This is a genomic window from Microbacterium salitolerans (genome assembly GCF_019720895.1).
Taxonomy (GTDB): domain Bacteria; phylum Actinomycetota; class Actinomycetes; order Actinomycetales; family Microbacteriaceae; genus Microbacterium.
The window spans coordinates 282305-303001 of sequence record NZ_JAHKSH010000003.1 but is presented as its reverse complement, the minus strand read 5'-3'; the positions used below and the strand labels follow the sequence as shown (position 1 = coordinate 303001).

Genomic DNA, 20697 nt, shown 5'->3' with positions numbered 1-20697 from the left:
TCATTCGCGCAGGTCGGGGACCCGCACCTGCAGCCACCCCTGCGCGGTCGTGAAGACGCCGCCGCCCGCAGGGGTCGCGGTGATCATGAACTTGGGGATCGGCGTCCCGGTGAGCTGCGTGCCGTGGAGCGCCGCCCCTGGCCGCAGCACGATCGCGCGACGGGCGCGCTTGGCCTCGGCGAACGGCCCGCCGAAGAGCGACGACGTCGCCTCGATGTCGACGGCGCACATGAACTGCGCGCGATCCTTCAGAGAGGCGAGCGACGCGTCGAGCGGCGAGTTCTTCAGCTGCTCGACGTCGTCGACGATGACGGTGAGCTTCTGCCCGTCGGCGTCGGGAAGCGCAGGATCGAGCTCCATCGGACCCCAGGAGACCTCGCCCGACCCGAGAACGCGCACGCCGGCGGCGCGCGCCCTCTCCGTGAGGATCGACGGCCGCAGCGCGACCACCATCACCGGCATCTCACGCGCGACGAGCTGCTCGAGCAGGGCGGCGAGCGTCGACGAGCGACCCGTCTGCCGGCCTCCGGAGACGATGAACCCGCCATCGAGCGGCCAGTCGATCGTGAACCGCGAGAGCGTGTCGCCGCCGACGGCCACCACGAGACCGTCCGCCGTGACTCCCGGTGCCGCGGGCAGCTCACGGGCGGCGCTCATCGCGAGGAACTTCGGCAGCGGATCCACCCGGAACGGCACGGGCTCCGGTCGCCGACCGCCCGCGTCCGCGACCTGTCGGTCGAAGTCGTCCAGCACGTCCTCGACGACCCGCCGCAGCGCGGCCGTCTGCGCCTCGCCGCTCGCGTCCCGTCCGAGAATCGCGGCCTGTGCCTCCTTCGCGTCGACACCGAAGAGGATCCGCCCGGGCGGCAGGTTCTGCGGCACGTCCTTCGCGTGGATGCCGGCCGTGCGGTAGTCCGACGTGTCGCGCACCGGCAGCACGTACTGGGTGTCGATGAACGTCGCGATCTTGTCGCCGACGATCCCGCGGTCGCCGGTCACGATGACGCGCACGCCGACGGCCGGTCCCTCGCGGAGAACCCGCATGAACTGGTCTCGGAACGTGATGAGCTGGTCCGGGTTGAGAGTCGAGAGCATGCGCTCCCACCCGTCGACTGCGACGACCGCGTACGGCAGCGCATCGCCGGGTGTGGCGGAACGGCGCTGCTCGCGGATGTTGCCGACACCGGCCGCCGACATCACGGACTGACGGTGGGCGAGGTCCTCCAGCAGCCGCTGCATGAGTCGCGGCAGGCGCTCGCCGTCGAGCTGCGTCACCACCGCGCCGCAGTGCGGGGCGTCGGCGAGCGGCAGGAGCGCTCCGTTTCCGAAGTCGCACACGTACAGGTGCGCGTCGCTCGGAGCGAGCCGCTCGACGAGCTGCGCAAGCAGGACCCGCATCGCCGAGGTGCGACCGGACAGCGCCCCGCCCATGAACATGACGTGGGATCCGGTGTGCAGGCTCCACGTCAGCGTGCGCTGCGCCTGGTCGGCCGGGACGTCCTCGAGGCCGAGCACGAGCTCTCCGTCGTCGCGCCGCTCCGCGTCGAAGCGCGCGAGCGGGAGCGTCGCGGGGAGGGGCATGAGCCACGGGCTCGGGTTCTTCTCGATGGCGAGCTCCCGCGTCGCCGCCGTGATCACGTCGACGAGGGACCGCAGATCCGTGTCGTCGTGATCGCGGTTCTCCGCCTGCTTCTGCGCGGCGGGGAACCGCGGCGGGAATCCGAGCAGGTCCCACTCGAGCGGCGCCTTCGGCGGCAGCACCTTCACGTCGCGCTTGGCCCCTGGGCGGATTCCCGCGACGCGTGCCGTCTGGAACGCCTCGGGCGACGACGAGGATCCCGCTCGGACATACCCTCGTCCCGGCGTCGACGGGCCGATGAGCGCCGCCTCCGCCGTTCCGATGATGTCGTTCGAGTCACTGCGGTCGGTCACACGGAGCGCGACGCGCAGGTTGATGTTCGACTGCATCTCGGGCGTGATCACGCCCGACGGACGCTGTGTCGCGAGCACGAGGTTGACGCCCAGCGAGCGCCCGACGCGCGCGATGCGCACGAGGCCGTCGATGAACGCGGGCAGCTCGGTCTTGAGCTCCGCGAACTCGTCGATGACGAGCATGAGGCGCGCGAGACCATGCCGCGCCGCGCCCTCGGGATCCCTCGCCCACGCCGAGTCGAGATCCTTCGCGCCCATGTCGCGGAGCACCTGCTCGCGGCGCTTGAGCTCGGCGTCGAGCGACGCGAGTGCGCGCTCCGTCTCGCGGGCATCGAGGTTCGTGACCATGCCCACCGTGTGCGGCAGGCGCTCGCAGTCGGCGAACGCGGATCCGCCCTTGTAGTCGATGAGCACGAAGTTGAGGGCGTCGGGGCGATTCGCCATCGCGAGCCCGACGACCAGCGCCTGCAGGAACTCGGACTTGCCGGATCCGGTGGTGCCCGCGACGAGCGCGTGCGGGCCGTCGCGCGAGATGTCGACGGCGAACTCCCCGTCGGCGTTCGCCCCCACGACGACGTAGGTGTTGCGCGGCTGCGCCGTCCACCGGCGCACGACCGGCGACGGGTCGTCGAGATCGATGCCGAGCAGGTCGACCATGCGCACGCTCGTCGGCAGGAGGGCCTCGTCGCCGACGCCCGAGACGTGCTGGATCGAGCAGAGGCTGCGCGCGATGCGCTCCGCCTGGGGCACGCTCGTGCCGTCGATCAGGACGGACGAGTAGTACGTCGACGGCGTCTCGAGGGTCGCGAGCGACGCGTCGTCCTCGTCGATCACCACGACGTTCTTCGCCTCCTCGGGGAGCCGGGCGCGCTGGCTGTCGAGCGCGAGCACGTGGATCCCGTGCGCCGGGCCGTGCTCGAGCAGCGGCACCATGCCGGGGAGCATGCGCAGGCGGCGGGCGCCGTCGACGACGACGAGCACCTCGGTCGGCGGCGTGTAGCCGCGCTGACCGGCCATGCGCATGCGCAGGTCGAGGGCGATGCCGATCTCGCGCAGCCGCTCGCGCCGCGTGTCGTCGTCGTTGCCGATCATCGCGGGGATCGAGTCGGCCATGTGCACGTGCGGGAGCCAGGACACCCACTCCCACTCGCGATCGGATCCGTCGTCGCACAGCACGATGAGCTCGGCCTCGCGCGGGCTCCGCAGGGTCGCGAACGACGTGACGACGGATCGCGCCAGCGCGCGCACCGCGTCGGACGGGCCGGCGATGCCGGCGACGCCCTGACGCAGATCCATCCCGACCGGCGCCGGAGCGACGCCCACGCGCCGGTCGACGCCTCGATCGCCCCCGCCGCCCTCGAAGTCGACGTCGAGCGCGATCTCGGACACGCCGACGCGCAGCGTCGCGGCGTCCGCGTCGCTGCGACGACGCTCCCAGAGGCGAGACAGGGGACGCCGCGCGATGTCGCGGATGACCACGGGATCCGGCAGCCGATACCACGCGTCGAGACGCTGCCGCTTGACGAGCTCGCGGATCCGGTCCGCAGCGCGATTGATCTCGTCGATCCACTGCTTCTCGGTCTTGATGCCCTTCTTCTTCGCGAGCTTGCGCTGCGTGAGGAAGGAGCCGATGACCATGATCGGGCTCGCCGCCGCCATCATCAGCATGATGGGCCGCTCGAAGACCACGGCCATCGTCACACCGAGCACGACCGGGATCACGGCGGACAGCCACGGGAGCGGCGAACCCTCCTGATCGTCGGGCTTGTCGCCCGGCAGCGCGATCATCGGCCGCGGCTTCTGGGGCATGATGCGGCTGGGCCGGTTGAATCCGCGCCCGCCGACGGTGTCGGTGAGGTCGGCGTCGGGCACGGGCGCGATGCCGATGCGCAGCACGACGCCGCCCACCTGCACGATGTCGGCCGGCACGATGCGCTCCGGATCGGCGATGACGGTGTCGTTCACGCGCACCTGCGCATCGGCGGCGGGCGCGACGACCGCGAGGAGCGGCGAGCTCGGCTCCCCCGCCGTGATCTGGATGCCGAGGTGCACCGGCTCGAGCGAGGGATCCGCGATCTGGATGTCGGCGGCTCCGCCCGACCCGAGCGTCAGCTCATGACCGCGCCGCACCGGCACCGTCGTGCCCGCGAACGGACCGCCGATGATCTCGATGCGCACGGTGCCGGGCTCGGGCTCCGGCGCGTCTCGGGGCGGGATGACGGTTCCCGACAGCAGCCCGGAGTGCACCAGCGCAACGTCGGGCTCCGACTGCGGCGCCAGTGCGCCCGGATCGACGTCGAGCGACTCCGCCACCTCGCCGAGCGTCGTCGCCTCGTCGACGTCGAGCAGCCAGGAGCGATCGTCGTCGCCCGACGGATCCGCCAGCGTCACGCGCACGCTCATCGACTCTCCCTTACGACGTCACCGCGACGGCCTGCGCCGCCTCCTGCCATCATTCCCGACTCCCGAAGCGATCGAGCACCGCGACGAAGGCAGAGAACACGCCACCGGATCCCGCCGCCTCGTCGAGCGGCGCGGGGAACGCGAGCGGCGTCGCGACGCGCATCCCGACCAGAGCGGTCTCGGACCCCTCGCCCTCGGATTCCGGGGGCGGCTCCTCCCCCGCGGCCTCGGCCTCCTCCGCGTCCTTCTCCTCCTGAGCGGCCTGCGCCGCCTCGAGCTCGGCGGCAGACGCCCACGCCACATCGCCGAAGGGCGCGGTCGGGGCGAGCCCGTTGGTCGGCAGCCCCGTCTCGGCGTCCGCGTCGACGAACGTGACCGAGGCGGTCGCCAGGTCGGCGCCGCGGGCGAGGTGCACGGTGAGCTGGTCGACGTCGGATCCGCTGCCGGGACGAAAGCGGACCCCGCCGTCGGCCCCGCACGCGACGTCGCCGTGGAGGGGCTCGCCGCAGCCCACGACCTCGACGCCGGAGGAGTCGCCCGCGACGAGCTCGTCGACGCCGATCGTCGCCCCCTGCGCTCCCGGCATCTCGCGGAACGACACGAGCGGGACGAGCGGATCCTCGACCGGAGTCGACACGGGGACGACGAGGTCGAGCTGCTCGGACCACCCGTCGAACTGATCCGCGATGCGCAGCGCGATCTCGAGCTCGCCCTCGAACGCCGCACGCGGCCGCACGACGATATACGTCTCCGTCGCGGAGACGTCGGCGGATCCGTCGGGCGACATCGAGAAGACCTCCGCGGTCGCGCCCGCGTCGCAGGCCGCGCACGTGACGCCGAGGTCGCCGAGCGGGATCATCAGCACGCCGCCCGAGGGAGCGGGGTGGGGGTAGGTCGTGACGGAGGCGGCCGGGGGCTCCGGCGGCTCGAGCTGCACGACGTATCGACGATCGGTGCTCTGACGGCCGTTGGTCATCGGCACCTCGACGACGTCCTGCCCGTAGCGCGGGTCGTAGCTGTCCGCCTCGGCGCGGAAGCCCTCCGGCGTGCAGTCGACGATGAGGTCCGACTGCTCGAGAACCCGGGCGCAGTCGGTGATCTGCCAGCCGTCGGCGACCTGCGCGTCGGTCTCGCCGAGGTACGGGATCGTGACGGCGTTCGGCCCCTCGTAGAGCACGGTGCGCGGGCGCTCCTCGTCGGAGTCGGCGCTGTCGCCTGAGGATCCCATCGCCGGAGACGCGAGCAGGACGCCGACCGTCACGGCCGCGAGGGACGCGACGACCCGTGCACGCATCCGCTCTCCCCCGTATCCGCACTCGCTCCTGCGGCGCCGACGCCGCGGTCTACCATGGTAGACCGCGGCCACAGGGGGGATGGATCATGACGACAGCGGCACGCCCGTTCGACGCGTCGCCCACGCACGGCGAGGTCGTCGGAGCCGAGTTCGGCCACACGAGCCTGCACGCGTCCGGCCCCAAACCGCCCCTGGGCCCCGGCGGCTGGCCCCTCCCTGTCCTCACGGCGAAGCAGCAGCGGCCGCGCTCCTGGTGGCGGCACCCCGCGCTCATCGTCTCGTCGATCCTCACCATCCTGGCGATCCTCGGCATGACGGCATGGATGATCGTGTCGGCCGTGCTCTCGAGCGATGTCGTCGTGGGCGAGATCTCGCTGACGATCGAGGACGGGCAGGCGCACGTCGACTGGGACGGCCCACCGGCGTCCTACGACCTGTACGGGGTCTCCGGCGACGGATCCGTCACCGACCTGAGTCAGTTCGTGATGGGCGGCACCGACGCCTGGCTGCCGTCCGCGACCGCGACCTGGGACGACGCGACCTGCTTCGTCGTCCGCGGCTCCGAGCACGCCGACGTGCCGGTCTCGCTCTCGGCCGACGACCTCGCCGCGCAGGGGGCCCAGAGCACCTGCGTCGCGGCCGCGCAATGATCCGACGGCTCGCCGTCGTCGCCGCGTCCGCCGCGGCCGTGCTCCTCCTCGCCACCGGCTGCTCCGGCGACCGCGAGGAGAACGACGCCGCTCCCCCGCCCGTCGACTTCGAGCGCTACGACCCCGATGACCGCGGCAACGGCGTCTGGCTCATCCCCCCGCAGGAGGCGATCACCCAGATCACGGGCGCCGTGCGCGACGCGGGCGCCGTCACGATGTCCGGCGCCGTGCGCGAGCTCGTCGTCCCGGAGGACGACGGAGACCCCTCTCCGGGCCGCCTGCTCTCGGTGGTCTATGAGGGGTCGGCCGGCGAGATGCGCGCAGAGCTCGACGCCGACGGCACCACGGCGCGCGTCATCGCGAGCGGCGGGGACACGTATGTAACGGGCAATGCGCGCTACGCCGAGCAGTCCGGCATCGCCGACGTGGACCGCGGCTGGGTGTGCGTCGAGTCTCCCGAGGTCGTCCTGAGCGACTGGGAGCCCCTGCTGGATCCCGCCGATGTCGTGCGCACGCTGCTCACGTCGTCCGAGTCGGTCGCTGTGATGGAGCCGGAGCCCGACGCCGAGACGACGACCGTCTCGATCGGCACGGGGGACAGCCCCATCGGCGAGATGACGATCGCGGCTGCGGACGCGCCGCTGCCGCGCGCGTTCTCCGCCGGCGACGCGTCGGGGGACGGCGCGTTCCGCTTCGAGAGCTGGGGCGAGCAGCCCGAGATCGAGCCGCCCGGCAACGTGCTGCGCCGGTGCGCCGAGAGCTGACGGTCAGCGCGCCTCGCCGTCGCCCGTCTCCTCGTCCTTCGGCAGGAGCACCGGACCGTCCTTCGGCTTCTCGATCTCCTTGGGGTCGACGACGAGCAGCAGCAGCGCGAGCACGAGCAGCACGACGATGAAGACGACGCCGGCCATGATCGCCGCCATGCGCCACGCGGACTCGACGATCTCGGCGCCCGCGCCCGTGAAGGCGCCCATCGACATCGCCGTGACGAAGCCGGCGAAGACAGCAGCCAGGAACGCGATGCCCAGCAGGTGCATGGGCTTCATCAGGTCGCGACGAGTGGGCTTGTCTGTCATTTCGCGTCTTTCGTGAGAGTGGTCTTCTCGGGCGCGGGCGACAGGGCGCCGATGCCCAGATAGACGGCGACGATCGCGGCCCAGCCGCCGAACAGGCCGACGCCGATGATCGTTCCGGTGAGGGTGAACTCGCGCCCCGCCTCCTCGATGACGTAGTCGAGCGCGTACTGCGGGGAGACGACGAATGAGACAGCCGCGAGCAGGAGCGTGAGGGCCCCGACCGCGATGCGATCGCGCGACTCGGGCGTCGGCTGCGCGCGCCGCCCCGCGATGCCGGCCGTGAGCTCGACGGCGCCCGCGGCGACGGCCCAGCCGATGAGGATCCAGTGGAACGCGACCGCCGGATCCGCCGGGACGAGCTGGCAGAGCGCGCCCGCGAGCAGGTGGATCACCCCGAGGACGCGCGACACGGCCGCGGCACGGCGTTCGCGCACGAGGACGGCATCGACGAAGAAGAGCACCGCCGTCGCGAGCGCGAACATCTGCAGCACCGTGAGTCCGAAGGTCGCGGTGCGCTCCTGCACGAACGTCACGACGAGCGCCGCGACGGCCGTGATCGCCGCTCGCAGGATCAGCACGGTGCGCGCGGCGCGCGGCGTGGCGAAGAGCGGCGGCATGGGGATCCTCTGGAGGACGGTCGGGGTTCACCCCATCCTATTTGCCCGACGCTGAGAGGGAACGTCGGGGAGGGGCGTCCGACGATCGACCGCCTACGCGACCCGCCTGCCGTCGACGAGGTGCACCATGCGGTCGGCGTGCGCGATGTCGTCGCGGTCGTGGGTGACCCACCCGACCGCACGTCCCCGCCGGGCCTCGTCGGCGAGGATCCCGCGCACGCGCTCGCGGCTGTCCGTGTCGAGACCGGCGGCGGGCTCGTCGAGGATCATCACGTCGGCGTCGCGCGCGATCCCCTGCGCGATGAGCGCGCGCTGGCGCTGGCCGCCCGAGAGCGCGTGGATCGACCGCCGAGCGAACGCGGTGAGCCCCACCTGTTCGATGGCCGCGTCGACCGTGCGCCGCGTCTCACGACGCGGACGACGCCTCCCCCACGTGCCCATCGACACGGTCTCGCGCACGGTCAGCGGCAGCGCATCCGGCACGGCGACGCGCTGGACGACGAGGGCGACGTCGCCGGAGCGCTCGACATGCCCTTCGCGCGGACGACGCACCCCCGCGAGAATCTCGATGAGCGTCGACTTCCCGGAGCCGTTCGCGCCGATGATCGCCGTGATCGCCCCCGCATCGAGGTCGATGTCGACGTCGTGGAGCACGTCGGATCCTTCGTAGGCGAAGCAGATGCCGCGGGCGCGGAGAGGGGGTGTGAGCATCCTCTTACTGTAATTGATAACCATTCTCATTTGCATGTAGGGTGACTCCTCGTGTCCTGGTTCCTCACCCCCTTCTCCGCCGACTTCATGGCGCGCGCCCTCGTCGGCGGCGTGCTCATCGCCGTGCTGTGCGCCGTCGTGGGCACGTGGGTCGTGACGCGGGGCATGGCGTTCCTCGGCGAGGCGATCGGCCACGGGATGCTCCCCGGCGTCGCGATTGCGACGCTGGCGGGGTGGCCGGCCATCCTCGGCGGCGCCGTCAGCGCCGTCGCCATGAGCGCCGCGATCGGCGGACTGCAGCGACGCGGACGCCTCTCGTACGACACGTCGATCGGGCTGCTGTTCGTCGGCATGCTGTCGCTCGGCATCATCATCGTGTCCCACTCGCGCAGCTTCGCGACCGACGCGACCGTCATGCTGTTCGGTGACATCCTCGCGGTCGATACGGCCGAGATCGTCCTCATCGCCTGCGCGCTCGCCGTCACGATCGCGATCGCCGCGCTCCTGCACCGCTCCTTCGTCGCCGCGGCCTTCGACCCGCGCATCGCGCAGACCCTCGGCCTGCGCCCGCAGCTCGCGCACGTCATGCTCACGGGGCTCGTGACCATCGCCGTCGTGTCGTCCTACCAGGCCGTCGGATCCCTCCTCGTCGTCGGCATGCTCCTCGCACCCGCCGTCGCGGCGGGCCGGTGGACGCGCACGATCGTGTCCACCATGGCGCTCGCGTCGGCGTTCGGCACGGTCGCAGTCGTCGTCGGCCTCCTCGTCTCGTGGCACGCGGCCACGTCGACCGGCCCGACCATCGCGGGCACGGCGATCGTGCTCGCCGGCCTCTCGTCGCTCGCCGCCTCCGCGACGGCCCGATTCCGCTCGTCGCACGCCGCGCACGGATCCGTCGAGGTCGCGCGCGAGCCGTCCTCCACCCGCACTCCGATCATGGAAAGCAGTTCATGACACGTCGTCTCCTCCCGATCGCCACGCTGTCTCTCGCGGCGATCGCCCTCGCCGGGTGCGCCGGCTCCGAGCCCGCCGCACAGCCCGTGACCACCCCGACTGCCGCTGACGAGCCCGGCCACGGCGACGTCGAAGGAGCCGAGGAAGTCGGCGAACCGCAGTCCGCCCTCCTCTCCGTGTCGGCCGCCGGCGAGGTCGGGCTGCTCGATCTGCTGACGGACGATGCGCAGGAGCTCGGCGCCGTCGGCGAGCCGAACGGCGTCGCGAGCGACGGCCGGTTCGCCTTCGTGACGACAGTAGACGGTCTGGAGGTCGTCGACAGCGGCGTGTGGACCTGGGATCACGGCGATCACTCGCACTACTACCGCGCGGATCCGTCACTCGTCGGCTCCGTCCCGGGATCCGGCACCGCCCGGATCTCCACGCCGCCGCTCGCGACCGCGGGCACCACGGGCGTCTTCTTCGAGGGATCCGGCGAGGCCGTCGCGCTCGACATGGCGGCGCTCGCAGGCGGCGAGGTGCGGGAGCGACTCCGCGTCGACACGGGCGCGGAGACCGGCGTCGTCGCCCCCGTCGGCGAGTTCACGATCGTCGCACACGACGACACGGCGCATCTCTACGACGCCGACGGCGAGCTCGTCTCCGGCGCCGACGAGGCCTGCACGGATCCGCAGGGAGCGATCACCACGCGCGTCGGCACGGTCGTCGGCTGCGAGGACGGCGCGCTGCTCGCCGTCGCGACCGGAGACGAGGTCGAGATCGAGCACCTCGCGTACCCGTCGGACGCCCCGCGAGCGACCGAGTTCGCGGGCCGGAAGAACCGCCCGACCGTCGCGGGCCAATCGGACGACAGCTCCTTCTGGCTGCTCGACACCCGCGCGCGTGAGTGGACGCACGTCGAGGTCGATGCGCACCTGACGACCGTCGTCGCCGCGGACGATGCCGACGAGAACATCGTCGCGGTCGATGACGACGGCCGCGTGCGCGTGTACGGACCGGACGGATCCGAGCGAGGATCCACGGAGCCGCTCGCCGGCGAGGGATCCACCCTCACCGTCGACACGCAGCGCGCCTATCTCTCCGCGCCCGATGCGGGCGTCATCTACGAGATCGACTACGCCGACGGCGCGCGGATCGCGCGCGAGCTGACGACGCCCACCGCTCCCGACGCCGCGATCGAGGTCGGACGATGAGCGCGCGCGTGCACGGCGACAACGGTTCCGGCCTCTCCCGGCGGATTCGGGTCGAGATCGGCGGCTCCGCGACGCACATGCGTCGTCGTGCGTCTGCGGTCGCGATCACCGCCGCCGCAGGGCTCGCACTCGCCGGCTGCTCGGGAGCATCGGCCGACACCGACGCGCCTCAGATCATGGTGACCACCAACATCCTCGGCGACATCACGACCGAGGTCGTGGGCGACGCCGCCGAGGTCACGACGCTCATGAAGCCGAACGCCGACCCGCACTCCTTCGAGATGTCGGCGCACGACGCCGGCCGTCTGGCCGATGCCGATCTCATCGTCTCGAACGGCCTCGGACTCGAGGAGCAGGTCGAGCAGCACCTCGTGACGTCGGAAGCCGACGGCGCGCCGCGCTTCATCGCCGGCGACCACATCGACGTGCTCGACTACGCGCCTGGATCCCCCGATCCGCACTTCTGGACGGATCCGGCGCGCGTGATCGACGTCGTCGACGCGCTCGAGGAGCGCCTGCTCGAGATCGACGGCATCGACGCGGCCGAGGTCGAGGACGGCGCCGACGCCTACCGCGAGGAGCTCACGACGCTCGACGCCGAGATGACCGAGTCGTTCGCGGCGCTTGCCGCCGACCGCCGCGCGCTCGTCACCAATCACCACGTGTTCGGCTACCTCGCCGAGCGCTTCGACTTCGAGGTCGTCGGCGCCGCGGTGCCCGGCGGAACGACCCTGGCGTCACCGTCGGCCGCCGACCTCGAGGAGCTGGCGACCGCGATCACCGACTCCGGCGTGCCGGTGATCTTCGCCGAGTCATCGCAGCCCGACCGCCTCATGCAGGTGCTCGCCTCCGAGGCGGGCATCGAGGTCGAGGTCGTCGAGCTGTTCACCGAGTCCCTCACTGAGCCGGGCGAGCCCGGATCGACCTACCTGTCCATGATGCGCGAGAACACGCAGCGCATCGCCGACGGCCTCACCCCATGAGAGCCGCTTTCCCGGAAGGAAGCACCATGAAGAAGATGTCCACGCGAACGCTCGCAGGAGCGGGCGCTCTCGCCGCCTTCGCACTTGTCGCGACCGGCTGCGCGAGCGATCCCGCGCCGAGCGCCGGATCTGAGACCACCGAATCCGCCGATGTCGCCGCCGGCGAGCGGCTGGTGGTCTCGCTCGCTGGAGAGGTCGCCGTCCTCGACGCCGAGACGCTCGAGCTCGTCGAGTCACTCGCGAGCGAGGAGTTCACTCGCCTCAACCCCGCGGGCGACGGTCGCAACGTGTTCGTCACCACCTCTGAGGGCTTCCAGGTGCTCGACACCACGACGCCGGAGCTCACCGACCTCGTCTTCCCCGCTGAGGCCGCGGGCCATGTCGTGCGCCACGGCGGCAAGACCGTGCTCTACTCCGACGGCTGGGGAGAGACCACGATCATCGACACCGATGCGCTCCTCACCGCAGGCGGCGCCATGCCGGAGGTCCAGCAGTACGAGGCCGACGAGCCGCACCACGGCGTCTCGATCGTCCTCGAGGACGGCACCCTGCTCACGACCGTCGGAGACGAGTCCTCCCGCTCTGGAGCTCTCGCGCTCGAGCCGCATGACGACCACTTCCACGAGGTCGCCTCGTCGGATGAGTGCCCCGGCATCCACGGTGAGGGCACGGCCATGAACGAAGCCGTGGTCTTCGGATGCGAGAACGGCGCCCTGCTCTACCACGACGGCGAGTTCGAGAAGTTCACGGCGCCCGACGAGTACGGCCGCATGGGCAATGCGTACGTCTCCGAGACGAGCCCGATCATCGTCGGCGACTACAAGCACGACCCGGACGCCGAGGGATACTTCCTGCACGAGGTCGCGGTCATCGATACGGCGGCGCACGAGTACGAGGTCGTCGAGCTCGACGGCATCGAGTACACCTGGCGCGGCGTCGTCCGCGGCCCGGACGACCTGGCCTACATCCTCGGCTCGGACGGATCCATCCACGTGTTCGACCCCTCCAGCGGCGAGATCACGGAGGAGTACCCGGTCATCGATGCATGGGAGAGCCCGACCGACTGGCAGGAGCCGCACCCCGCGATGACGACCGACGGATCCGTCGCCTACATCGCCGACGTCGCGAACGACCGCGTCGTCTCGGTCGACCTCGCCACCGGCGACGTGCTCGCGGAGAGCGACGCGCTGCCCGCGGCGCCGAACGAGATGGCCGTGAACATCGGCTGATCGGAGAAGCTCGCGCGGCGTGGGGTCCGCGCGCGGCCCCGCCGGTGAGCGGCGGGGCCTCGGGGTGGGCGCGGAAGACCGCGCCCACCCCGTCTGTCCTGTCACGCCGCGAGCGGCAGGAACCTCAGGAACTCCTCGAGGTGGTCGCCGGGCGTGATCGCGCGCAGCACGACCTCGTCGACCGCCGCGGCGTAGGCGTCGAGGCGCGGCGCGATCTCGGCGTCGCCCGGCGGCGGCAGCACCGTGTCGCGCGCCGCGAAACCGAGACGCTCGAAGTTCGCGCAGTACTTCGGGAAGCCGGCGTAGCGGTCCGCCTCCTCCTCGAGGCGCCCGCGCGCGGATCCGTCGACGTTCGTGCGCACGTACAGCACGACGTCGGTCGCGGATCCCTCGAACTCGCGGCGCTGATCCGCCGCCGCGTCGGGAGTCAGCCAGTTGAGCACCACCGCGTCGGCGTGCGCGGCCGCCAGGGCGCGCATCTTCGGCCCGAGCGCGCCCACGGCGAGCGCCGCGTCCGTGCCCTCGCGCAGGTCGACGAGCGTCTGCTCGATCATCGCGAGCGCGCCCTTCGACGCCTGACCGGATCCGATGCCGAGCGTCAGCCGATCTGCCGGGAGGTCGAGCCGCGCGATGTCGTCGAGCAGCTCGCTCGCGGGACGGCGGTCGACCGGGATGACGCCGGTTGCCACCCGCAGCCGATCCGTCTCGCGCGCCGCCGCAGCCGCCACATCGAGAGCATTGTGGCCCGGCGTCTCGTTGACCCAGAGGGTGTGGAACCCCGCCTCCTCGAGCCGCGGCGCGAGCGCCGCCGCCTTCTCGGGCCCCAGCCCGCCTGCGATTCCCAGCGACACGCGTTTCGGATGCATGCGATCCAGAGTGGCAGGTCCTCCGCGTCTCCCGAAACATGACGCCGTCGATTCGTTCGGCTCCGGGCCGGGGAACCGGGATGCCGGGCGCCCGAATCGACTGCGTGCTGTCGTGCTACTTCAGCAGGCGCGAGAGCCGGCGGTCGGCGAGGGGTCTGCCGCCCGTCTGACAGGTGGGACAGTACTCGAGCGAGCGGTCGGCGAAGAACACACTCCGCACCGTGTCGCCGCACACGGGGCAGGCCTCGCCCGCGCGTCCGTGCACGCTCATTCCCCGGCGCTTGGCGTCCTTCAGCTCGACGGGCGGGCGCCCGGAGGCCGCCTCGACCGCCGCGGCGAGCGTCTCGCGCAGCGCGTCGTAGAGGCGGTCGATCTCCGCGCGGTCGCGGTCGCCCACGATCGCGTAGGGCGACATCCGCGCGGCGTGCAGGATCTCGTCCGAGTACGCGTTCCCGATGCCGGCGATGATCGTCTGGTCGCGCAGGAGGCCCTTGATCTGCGTGCGGCGCCCCGCCACGAGATCGGCGAACACGTCGCGCGAGAACTCCGGGGCGAGCGGATCCGGACCGAGGCGCGCGATGCCCGGGACGTCGGCCGGATCGCGGACGACCGAGACGGCGAGCGACTTCTTCGTCCCGGCCTCGGTGAGGTCGAACCCCGACCCGTCGTCGAATCCGACGCGCAGCGCGATCGGAGACCGCCCGGGGCGGATGACCGTCGCGGGCAGCGTCTCGTGCCAGCGCAGCCAGCCGGCCTTCGCCAGGTGGAACACGAGGCTCAGCCCGTCGCCCATCGCGATCTCGACGAACTTCCCGTGCCGCGCGACGGCGCTGACGGCCCGCCCGACGAGCGCATCGATCGGAGGATCGAACGTCTTGAGCGCGGCGATCGACGCGATGCGCGCGCTCCGCACCGTTCGGCCGCGCACGCGCCCGGCCAGGAAGTCGACAAGCCCCTGAACCTCCGGCATCTCCGGCATGCGGCCATCCTGCCACTCGGGCGCATTCGGCGGTTGCCGTCGGACGACTCCGGTCAGCGCCAGCGTCACACGTCGGGTCCGCGCCCGCTGTCGGGTCGGGCGCCCCGCCGTACGGACGCGGGCGCCGCGTGGCGCCGCGCCGCCGTCAGAGACGCATCGTCATGAACGCCGAGAGCGGATTATCGGGATAGTCGCCGAACACCCCGCACCGCTCGAAGCCCTCGCTCGCGTACAGGTGGCGGGCGGCGTCGAAGGACGCCGCCGTGCCCGTCTCCAACCAGAGCGACCCGTACCCGCGGGCGCGTGCCTCTCCGATCGCGTGGCGCAGGATCCGTCGCCCCACGCCGCGCCCGAGGAAGTCGACATGCGTGCGAAACGACTTCAGTTCGCCGCGGTCGTCGTGGAGATGCTTGAGCCCGCCGACGCCCACGAGATGCTCGCCGTGCCACGCCGACCAGAGGGTGACCGACTGATCGCGCAGCCGGTCGATGTCGTACGCGTGGACCGCCTCGGGCACCGAGCCAGCGCGCATCTCATCGACGTGCGCGGACACCAGCTGTCGCGTCGCGGGATGGCTGAGGTCGTCGGGACGGATCTCGATCATCACGGATCCATTCTCGCCGACCGTCGCGCGGAGCACGCCAGGGGGTCCGCCGCAGGTCCGCCCAAGATCTCCACGAAGGCACGGGCCGCGGGGCTCGGGTCGGACGGGTGCCACGCGAGGTGCTCGACGCGCTCGGGGGCGCCGGTCGTCGGAATCGCGACGACGTCGGGTGAGTGCACCGCGACGCCGGGAGCCACCATCGCGACGGCGAGATCGGCGGCGACGATGCCGAGGACGTGCTCTGCGTGCCACGCCTCGAACGCGACATCACGCGGGACGTCGGCGGCGGCGAACGCCATGTCGGTCTGGACGCGGCCCGGGCTGGAGGCGGGGAAGTCGACGAAGACGGATCCGGCGAGCTCGGCGATCCGCAGACGGCGCCGAGAGGCGAGCCGATGCGCACGCGACACGATCGTCACGAGGCGCTCGCGCCGCAGCTCGCGCGCGGCCGCACCGACCGGGGCGACGTCGGCGTGCAGGCCGAGCAGGGCGACGTCGAGCTCGCCCCTCCCGATCTGCGCCACCATCTCGTCGCTCGAGCCGACCGTCACCTCGACGCGCACCTCCGGGAAGCGCTCGCGGAAGGCGCGCACGGTCGTCGGTACGTCGATCGCGACGACGGTCGGAATGACCCCGAGGCGCAGCGTGCCGCGCACGACGCCCTCGGCGGCCGCGACGTCGTCTCGCGCCCGGTCGACCGCGGCGAGCGCGACGCGTGCCTGGGCCATGAGCGCGTCGCCGGCGGCGGTCTCGCGCACCTCCCGTGGTCCGCGGACGAAGAGCCGCGCACCGAGCTCGCGCTCCAGCGCCGCGACCTGGTGACTCAGCGCCGACTGGGTGACATGACACGCCTCGGCGGCGCGAGTGAAGGACCCGGTCTCGGCGATCGCGACGGCGTACCTCAGCTGCTGCAGCTCCATACCGCCATGATCTCACCTCATGCTCTCCATGCAGAGAATGCGTTGGATTCATGATGCCAATCGCGCGAGCCTGGATCCATGAGCCGCACCGCCATCCTCCTGCTCGCCGCCTTCGGCACCGCGACGTGGGGCACCACCTATGCCGTCACGACCGAGCTGCTCCCGGCCGGCCATCCGCACTTCGCGGCCCTCATGCGGGCGCTACCGGCGGGGATCCTCGCAGTCGCGATCTCGCGCACCCTGCCCCGCGGATCCTGGTGGGGGAAGGCGTTCACCCTCGGGGCCCTGAACATCGGCGCCTTCTTCCCCCTGCTGTTCATCGCGGCGGAGCGCCTGCCGGGCGGCGTCGCGGGCGCGGCGGCAGGTGTGGGGCCGCTGGCGGCGATCCTGCTCGGCGGGCTGCTCCTCGGGGAGCGGATCCGCACGGCGTCGCTCGTGATCGCGGGCGTCGGCGCCGCCGGCGTGGCGCTCGTCGCGCTCGGCCCTACAGCCGGGCTCGACCCCGTCGGGCTGCTCGCCGCCCTCGGAGGTGTGGGCGTGATGGCGGTCGGCACGGTCCTGACGAAGCGGTGGGGGCGCCCGGACGGCGTAAGCGCGCTCGCGTTCGCCGGGTGGCAGCTCACCGCAGGCGGGCTCGTGCTGCTGCCCGTCTTCCTCCTGTTCGACCGCGTGCCGGCCTCGATCGACGCCGCCGGCATCGCCGGCTACCTCTGGCTGGCGCTCGTGGGAGGGATCCTCGCCTACACGCTGTGGTTCCGCGGCGTGCAGCGCCTGCCGATCGCCGCGTCCGGACTGCTGCCGACGCTGTCTCCGCTCGTCGCCGCCGCCCTCGGCATCGGCCTGCTCGGAGAGAGCTTCACGATCGCGCAGTCCGCGGGCTTCGCTCTCGCGATCGCGGCGCTCGTGGCGGGTCAGCTGTGGGCGGTGCGGCCACGGCGTGCGGTGGTAGCGGTCGCATGCTGACGGGGGCTCTGTCCGCACGAACGCCGAGGGGCGACGGCGACAGCGACTTCACGTGACGTCCGTGACCCTTCACCTGCGCGCGAAGGGTGATACGCGTCATATGAAGCCGGCGCGCGCCCCGAAGTGGCGCCTGCGTCCTCCCCCCGCGCCGGAGACGGGCTACCCGCGTCACGCGAACGGGTGGGTGCGGCCGAACGCCCGCAGCACGGGGGTGCTCTTGGCCACCGTCTCGTCGGCCTCGTCGTCCGGGTCGCTGTCGATCGTGATCGCCCCGCCGGTGCCGATCCGCGCCTCGCCGCCGGCGACGACCGCCGTGCGGATCACGACTGCGAGGTCAACGGATCCGCACCGCGAGAAGAAGCCGATCACTCCCGAGTAGACGCCGCGCGGGGCGACCTCGAGCGCATCGAGCAGCTCGACCGTGCGCTTCTTCGGGGCGCCCGTCATGGATCCGGGCGGGAATAGCGCCTCGGCGGCGCGCACGCCGACAGCCGGTCGCGGCAGGAGCTTCGCGCGCACCGACGTCACGAGCTGGTGGACAGTCGCGTAGCTCTCGACCGCCATGAGGGAGGGGACCCGGACCGTGCCCGGTGCGCTGATACGACCGAGGTCGTTGCGCAGCAGGTCGACGATCATGAGGTTCTCGGCCCGCGTCTTCGGATCCGCGGCGAGCGCGTGCGCGGCCTGCGCATCGGCGGCGGGATCCGCGTGACGCCGCGCCGTCCCCTTGATCGGCTTCGTCTCCGCCCATCCCGCACTCGACACCGCGAGGAAGCGCTCGGGCGAGCACGACAGCACCTCGCGGCCCGGGAGCCGCAGGTACGAGGCGTAGGGGGCGGCGTTCGTGCGGCGCAGACGGCGATACGCCTCGAACCCCGACCCCGCCTGGTCGAACCGCAGCGTGTACGTGTAGCAGGCCTCATAGGAGTCGCCCGCCTCGAGCCACGTGCGCACCGTCGCCAGATGATCGACGTACTGCGCGCGCGAGACGGACGCGTCTGCGGATCCGGCGGGCGGCGGCGCGGGGGGATCCGCGAGCGGCGGCACCGCGCGGATCCGCTCGGCGGCCTCGGCGATCCACCCGCGCGCCGCGGACTCGTCGGCGTCCGGCCCGACGGCGACGATGTGCAGTGCGCGCGTCTCGTGGTCGATGATGACGAAGCGGCTGAGGTGCACGAGCTGCGCGTCCGGACCGTCGCCCCCGGGCGCACGCCCGATCGACTTCGCGCCGTATCCGACGGATCCCACGTACCCGCCCGCGAACGGCAGCGGATCCTGCGGCTCGACGGGGTGCGCATCGACGAGGTCCGCCACCACCTCCCACACGTCGCCCTCGAGCGGGACGCCGTCGACGCGCGTGCGCCCGGTCGCGCGCGAGAACTCGATGACGTGATCGCGCCGCGTCTCGGGGGCGCCCATGATCGACCAGCGCCCCATGCCGTACGCGCTCTGCGCGCTGTCGAGCCACACCGCCACGTCGCGATCGCCGTAGAGGTGCGCGAAGAGGGCCTCCGGATCCGCGGCGCACGCCACCCGCTCGGTCCACGCCCGCCACGTGCCGCGCGGGATCTCCGTCACGCCGCACCGCCCGGCATCGCGAGGAACGTGCGGATCAGCTGCGCCCCGTGCCCCGTTCCGATCGACTCGGGATGGAACTGCACGCCGAACCAGCGCCGCCGCACGTCCTCCCCCGCCATGGGCAGGCCGTCGCGCGACCGCGCCGTCACGCGCATCGGCGCCGGCTCCTCGACGACGAGCGAGTGGTATCGCACCGCCTCGAACTGCTCGGGCACGCCCGCGAACAGCGCGGATCCGTCGTGCGAGACGGTCTCGACGACCCCGTGCGCCGGCCGCGGCGCCGGCACCACGCGCCCGCCCAGCGCGACCGCCATCTCCTGGAAGCCCAGGCAGATCCCGAGCACGGGCACGCGCGCCCGCCGCAGCACCTCGAGCCCGCCGCCGACGTCGGATCCGTGGTGCGGGGTCCCTGGACCGGGGCCGAGGACGATGTGCGTGAACTCGGGGATCGTGGCGAGATCGAGCTCGTCGTTCTGCACGAGTTGCGGACGCTCCCCCGTCGCCGCCCAGATGACCTGCTCGATGCTGCCCGTGTACGAGTCGTAGTTGTCGACGAGCAGCACGTGCGGGCGCGCCTGAGCGCGCGGCGTCGCGGGAACGGGCGCGGTCTGCGTCGACATCCGTCCATTGTGCCGCGTGCCCTCAACACAACGCAGTCAATCGACCCCGCACGACCCCGGTTCAGGACGCTGCAGCCCGTTCGGCGTCCGAATCGACTGCGTTGTGTTGGCGAGCCCGCGAGGCAGGAGCAGACCCGACCCCGCCATGGGCCTCGTCGAAACCAGCGGCGGTGTGCCGTCTGCCCTCAACACAACGCAGTCAATCGGCCCCGCACGACCCCGGTTCAGGACGCTGCAGCCCGTTCGGCGTCCGAATCGACTGCGTTGTGTTGGCGCGGCGCCGCGCGCCGGGTGCGACACTGTTGCCATGCAGCAGCTCGACGGCGGAGCGGTGGATCCGGCGGATCTGCAGGCCCTCGCGTTCCTCGGCCTCGGCCACTTCACGACGATGCTCGTGGAGAGCGGATCCACGCGCGGGCTCGCGCGTCATCTCCAGCGGCTCACGAGCGACGCGCGCACGCTGTTCGACGTCGACCTCGACGAGGCCGTCGTGCGGCAGCGGATCCGTGAAGCCGTCGCCGACGAGCCGGCGACGGTGGTCGTGCGCGTGACGGTGTTCGACCCCGACCTCACGCTGACGCGTCCGGGCGCCGACGCGCACCCGCGGATCCTCGTGACGCCGCGGCAGGCGTCGACGTCGGTCCCCGCCCCGATGCGCGTGCGGTCGGCGCAGTTCGGTCGCCAGGCCCCCGAGATCAAGCACACCGGGCTGTTCGGTTCCCTGCACCAGCGGCGCCTCGCGCAGCGGGCGGGGTTCGACGACGCCGTGTTCGTCGACCATCGCGGGCTGCTGTCGGAGGGCCCCACCTGGAACATCGGATTCGTCCGCGGCGACGACGTCGTGTGGGCCGCGGGCGACGCGCTGCCGGGCGTGACGCGAGCCCTGCTCCCGGGCGGTGGATCCGAGGAGGTGCGGCTCGACGATCTCGCAGACATGGACGGCGCCTTCGCGACGAGCTCGGGCGCCGGCATCCGTCCCATCGCCTCGATCGACGATCAGGCGTGGCCGACCGACCACCCGGTGTTCGATCATCTGCGCGCCGACTACGCCGCGGTCCCGCGCGACCGGATCTGACCGGGAGCGCGACAAGAGCCGGGGCGGTGGCAGCGCCACCGCCCCGGCTC

At 72.1% G+C, this 20697-nt stretch carries 19 protein-coding genes; 8 read left to right on the top strand and 11 right to left on the bottom strand.

The window, feature by feature from the left end:
• A complete protein-coding gene (locus tag KOL93_RS07955; RefSeq protein ID WP_221584805.1) occupies window positions 1-4335 on the bottom strand; it encodes an FtsK/SpoIIIE domain-containing protein in 4335 nt (1444 codons plus the stop codon).
• Between the two features lie 49 nt (window positions 4336-4384).
• The gene (locus tag KOL93_RS07950; RefSeq protein ID WP_221584804.1) at window positions 4385-5629 is read right to left on the bottom strand and encodes a hypothetical protein; all 1245 of its coding nucleotides are present in this window, start codon (window positions 5627-5629) and stop codon (window positions 4385-4387) included.
• An 86-nt stretch (window positions 5630-5715) separates the two neighbouring features.
• Here KOL93_RS07950 and KOL93_RS07945 point away from each other — a divergent pair, with 86 nt between their 5' ends.
• Window positions 5716-6279, top strand: coding sequence for a hypothetical protein (locus KOL93_RS07945; RefSeq protein ID WP_221584803.1), 564 nt, complete (start codon window positions 5716-5718; stop codon window positions 6277-6279).
• Window positions 6276-7043, top strand: coding sequence for a hypothetical protein (locus tag KOL93_RS07940; protein ID WP_221584802.1), 768 nt, complete (start codon window positions 6276-6278; stop codon window positions 7041-7043). Before KOL93_RS07945 ends, KOL93_RS07940 begins: the two co-directional genes overlap by 4 nt.
• A 3-nt stretch (window positions 7044-7046) precedes the next feature.
• Here KOL93_RS07940 and KOL93_RS07935 read toward each other — a convergent pair whose 3' ends face one another.
• The 3 genes from KOL93_RS07935 to aztA all read right to left on the bottom strand — a co-directional run bounded on the left by KOL93_RS07935 (window position 7047) and on the right by aztA (window position 8683).
• On the bottom strand, window positions 7047-7355 hold the full coding sequence (locus KOL93_RS07935; protein WP_221584801.1) for an amino acid transporter: 309 nt from the start codon (window positions 7353-7355) through the stop codon (window positions 7047-7049).
• Entirely contained in the window at window positions 7352-7972 is a 621-nt protein-coding gene (locus KOL93_RS07930) for an acyl-CoA synthetase (protein ID WP_221584800.1), read from the bottom strand. Before KOL93_RS07930 ends, KOL93_RS07935 begins: the two co-directional genes overlap by 4 nt.
• A gap of 93 nt (window positions 7973-8065) precedes the next feature.
• Window positions 8066-8683: a zinc ABC transporter ATP-binding protein AztA gene (aztA, locus tag KOL93_RS07925; RefSeq protein ID WP_260406100.1), complete on the bottom strand. Its 618-nt coding sequence runs from the start codon at window positions 8681-8683 to the stop codon at window positions 8066-8068.
• A gap of 51 nt (window positions 8684-8734) precedes the next feature.
• Between aztA and aztB the strand changes: the two genes are divergently transcribed.
• The 4 genes from aztB (at window position 8735) to aztD (ending at window position 13042) form a co-directional block, all read left to right on the top strand.
• Window positions 8735-9637 (top strand): zinc ABC transporter permease AztB, encoded by a 903-nt coding sequence (gene aztB / locus KOL93_RS07920; RefSeq protein ID WP_221584798.1) that lies wholly within the window; start codon window positions 8735-8737, stop codon window positions 9635-9637.
• Window positions 9634-10830 (top strand): ABC transporter, encoded by a 1197-nt coding sequence (locus KOL93_RS07915; protein ID WP_221584797.1) that lies wholly within the window; start codon window positions 9634-9636, stop codon window positions 10828-10830. Before aztB ends, KOL93_RS07915 begins: the two co-directional genes overlap by 4 nt.
• 77 nt (window positions 10831-10907) lie before the next feature.
• Entirely contained in the window at window positions 10908-11813 is a 906-nt protein-coding gene (aztC, locus tag KOL93_RS07910; RefSeq protein ID WP_221585112.1) for a zinc ABC transporter substrate-binding protein AztC, read from the top strand.
• Between the two features lie 26 nt (window positions 11814-11839).
• Window positions 11840-13042: a zinc metallochaperone AztD gene (aztD, locus tag KOL93_RS07905; protein WP_221584796.1), complete on the top strand. Its 1203-nt coding sequence runs from the start codon at window positions 11840-11842 to the stop codon at window positions 13040-13042.
• A 101-nt stretch (window positions 13043-13143) separates the two neighbouring features.
• Here the strand turns inward: aztD and KOL93_RS07900 are convergent, their stop codons facing one another.
• From KOL93_RS07900 to KOL93_RS07885, 4 genes are all read right to left on the bottom strand, one after another.
• Complete coding sequence (locus KOL93_RS07900; RefSeq protein ID WP_221584795.1) at window positions 13144-13908, bottom strand: LLM class flavin-dependent oxidoreductase; 765 nt, start codon at window positions 13906-13908, stop codon at window positions 13144-13146.
• A 115-nt stretch (window positions 13909-14023) separates the two neighbouring features.
• A complete protein-coding gene (locus KOL93_RS07895; protein ID WP_221584794.1) occupies window positions 14024-14887 on the bottom strand; it encodes an Fpg/Nei family DNA glycosylase in 864 nt (287 codons plus the stop codon).
• 145 nt (window positions 14888-15032) lie between these two features.
• Window positions 15033-15491: a GNAT family N-acetyltransferase gene (locus KOL93_RS07890; protein ID WP_221585111.1), complete on the bottom strand. Its 459-nt coding sequence runs from the start codon at window positions 15489-15491 to the stop codon at window positions 15033-15035.
• Window positions 15491-16411 (bottom strand): LysR family transcriptional regulator, encoded by a 921-nt coding sequence (locus KOL93_RS07885; protein ID WP_221584793.1) that lies wholly within the window; start codon window positions 16409-16411, stop codon window positions 15491-15493. The genes KOL93_RS07890 and KOL93_RS07885 overlap by 1 nt, the downstream gene beginning before the upstream one ends.
• 78 nt (window positions 16412-16489) lie before the next feature.
• On the opposite strand from KOL93_RS07885, the gene KOL93_RS07880 reads away from it, so the two are divergent.
• Window positions 16490-17374, top strand: a complete 885-nt coding sequence (locus KOL93_RS07880) for an EamA family transporter (RefSeq protein WP_221584792.1) — start codon at window positions 16490-16492, stop codon at window positions 17372-17374.
• Window positions 17375-17542: 168 nt separating this feature from the next.
• Here the strand turns inward: KOL93_RS07880 and KOL93_RS07875 are convergent, their stop codons facing one another.
• Window positions 17543-18952 carry an anthranilate synthase component I family protein gene (locus KOL93_RS07875; RefSeq protein WP_221584791.1) on the bottom strand — a complete coding sequence of 470 codons (1410 nt, stop codon included), beginning with the start codon at window positions 18950-18952 and terminating at the stop codon, window positions 17543-17545.
• Entirely contained in the window at window positions 18949-19572 is a 624-nt protein-coding gene (locus KOL93_RS07870) for an anthranilate synthase component II (protein WP_221584790.1), read from the bottom strand. The genes KOL93_RS07875 and KOL93_RS07870 overlap by 4 nt, the downstream gene beginning before the upstream one ends.
• 307 nt (window positions 19573-19879) lie before the next feature.
• On the opposite strand from KOL93_RS07870, the gene KOL93_RS07865 reads away from it, so the two are divergent.
• Complete coding sequence (locus tag KOL93_RS07865; RefSeq protein ID WP_221584789.1) at window positions 19880-20647, top strand: aminotransferase class IV; 768 nt, start codon at window positions 19880-19882, stop codon at window positions 20645-20647.
• Window positions 20648-20697 lie beyond the last annotated feature (50 nt).